At 64.2% G+C, this 2,037-nt stretch carries 2 protein-coding genes and 2 pseudogenes; all 4 read left to right on the top strand.

Annotated elements, in window-relative coordinates; genetic code table 11:
- Positions 1-215, top strand: a pseudogene (locus FJ980_RS34905) (ABC transporter permease); the annotation flags it as partial.
- Positions 212-946 carry an ABC transporter permease gene (locus FJ980_RS30100; protein ID WP_140547246.1) on the top strand — a complete coding sequence of 245 codons (735 nt, stop codon included), beginning with the start codon at positions 212-214 and terminating at the stop codon, positions 944-946. The pseudogene FJ980_RS34905 and the gene FJ980_RS30100, both read left to right, overlap by 4 nt.
- The gene (hisN, locus tag FJ980_RS30095) at positions 933-1,742 is read left to right on the top strand and encodes a histidinol-phosphatase (protein WP_140500676.1); all 810 of its coding nucleotides are present in this window, start codon (positions 933-935) and stop codon (positions 1,740-1,742) included. The genes FJ980_RS30100 and hisN overlap by 14 nt, the downstream gene beginning before the upstream one ends.
- Before the next feature lie 20 nt (positions 1,743-1,762).
- Positions 1,763-2,037: pseudogene (locus FJ980_RS30090) on the top strand (aspartate aminotransferase); the annotation flags it as partial.

Here is a 2,037-nt window from a genome sequence, read left to right as displayed (position 1 = left end):
GGATCTCGCTCATCAAGGACACGTCGCTTATCTCCATCGTCGGGCTGGAGGCGCTGATGCGCATCTCCACCATGGCGCCGCAGGTCAATGGCGAACCCTTCCGCTTCTACCTCGCCGCGGCGCTGATCTACCTCCTGCTCACCATACTGAACACCTCGATTGTCGACGCGCTGGAACGGCGTGCGACGCGCGGCGAGAGGAAGCTGGCGCGATGAACTTCGAGCTTATGGTCGAGAGCCTGCCGGCGCTGCTGTCGGCCACCGTCACGACGATCGAACTGCTCGTCGCCTCACTCTTCTGCGGCATGGCGGTGGCACTTCCCGTCGCCATCCTGCGCGTCAGCGGCCCGGCGCCGGTGCGCCTCCTGCTGCACTGGTACATCTACTTCTTCCGCGGCACGCCGCTCCTGGTCCAGATCTTCCTTGTCTATTACGGTCTCGCCCAGCTCGAGGTCGTTCGCGACAGCTTTCTGTGGCCATATCTGCGCCAGGCCTGGGTGTGCGCCATTCTGACCTTCAGCCTGAACACGGCCGCCTACACCGCCTACATCCTGCGCGGCGCCATCGAGGCGGTGCCAGCCGGTGAGATCGAGGCGGCGCGTGCCTGCGGCATGTCGACGGCGTTGACCTACCGCACGATCATCCTGCCGGGCGCCTTCCGCATCGCCCTGCCGGCTTACGGCAACGAGGTGGTCAGCATGCTGAAATCCACATCACTCGCCTCGACCATCACCGTCATGGAGCTGACCGGCGCCGCCAACACGATCGTCGCCCGCACCTTCGCGCCCTATGAGCTCTTCATCACCGCGGCGCTTATCTACCTCACCATTACCTACGTGCTCACCACGGCGTTGCGCGCCCTCGAATACAGGCTTTCACGACACACGCGTCCTCTGGGCGAACCCGCAACCCCACTCATAGAGGGAGCCGACAATGCCGGCATCTGACCCCAAGACCTTTACGGCTTTTGCCGGTTCGCTGGCAGACGTCAGCCGGGCGACAATCCAGGAAGCGCTCAGCGAGCAACACGGCTTCGTTTCCAAGGGCGATGCAAGCCCTGTCACCGCGGTAGACCGGGAGGTCGAGGAGAGGCTGCGCGCGCGCATCCAGGAGGCGTATCCCGACCACGGCATCCTCGGCGAGGAATTTGGGTCCGTCGGCCTCGACGCGGAATGGGTCTGGGTCATCGATCCGATCGACGGCACCAAAGCCTTCATCACCGGCATTCCGACCTTCGGCACGCTGATCGCGCTGGCCCGCAACGGCGTTCCCATGCTCGGGGTCATCGACAATCCCGTCACCAACGAGCGCTGGCTGGGCGCCGACGGTTCGCCGACCACCCTCAACGGCAAGCCCGTACGCACGCGCGCCTGCCAGGACCTTAGCGAGGCCCTTGTCGGCAACGGCAACCCGGAATCCTTCGACGACAAGGATACGGCCGCCTACAAGAGGCTGCGCCGCCAGGTGCGCTGGAGCGTCTATGGCGGCGGTTGCCATGCCTATGGCCGCGTCGCCGACGGCGCGCTGGACATTAATGTGGACGGGGGGCTGGACGCCTTCGATTATTGCGCGCTGATCCCGATCGTGCGTAACGCCGGGGGCGTCATGACCGACTGGCAGGGCGGCGAGCTGACGATCCGTTCCGGCCGCCGTTCCGTCGTGGCCAGCGCCACACCTGAGTTGCACAGAACTGTGCTAGGCATCCTGGCCAACGCGACCTCACCGGCCCGCGCGGCTTCCTGAAGAAGAGGAATCGTACACACATGCAGATCGAAGAATTCACCCTCGAACGCATCCAGTCGCTCTACGAGAACATCGTCGAGTACAACCTCTCCGATAGCGGGGTACACCCCTATTCGCTCAACGAACTGCTGAGCCCGGAGGAACGCGAAAAGGTGCTTGCCGCCGAACTCGGTTACGGCTGGACGAACGGTGCCGTCGTCCTTCGCGAGGCGATCGCGGCCACATACAAGAATCGTACGGCCGACGAGGTGATGGTCACCAACGGCTCGGCCGAAGCCAATTTTCTGATGGCGAT

Origin of the sequence: Mesorhizobium sp. B1-1-5 (genome assembly GCF_006443065.1) — a bacterium.
GTDB lineage: Bacteria > Pseudomonadota > Alphaproteobacteria > Rhizobiales > Rhizobiaceae > Mesorhizobium.
The sequence above is the reverse complement of the archived record's forward strand: the minus strand, read 5'-3'. Positions and strand labels throughout refer to the sequence as shown.

Coding starts and splice junctions, on each gene's coding strand:
- FJ980_RS30100 (WP_140547246.1), top strand. CDS start 212: ATGAACTTCGAGCTTATGGTCGAGAGCCTGCCGGCGCTGCTGTCGGCC.
- hisN (WP_140500676.1), top strand. CDS start 933: ATGCCGGCATCTGACCCCAAGACCTTTACGGCTTTTGCCGGTTCGCTG.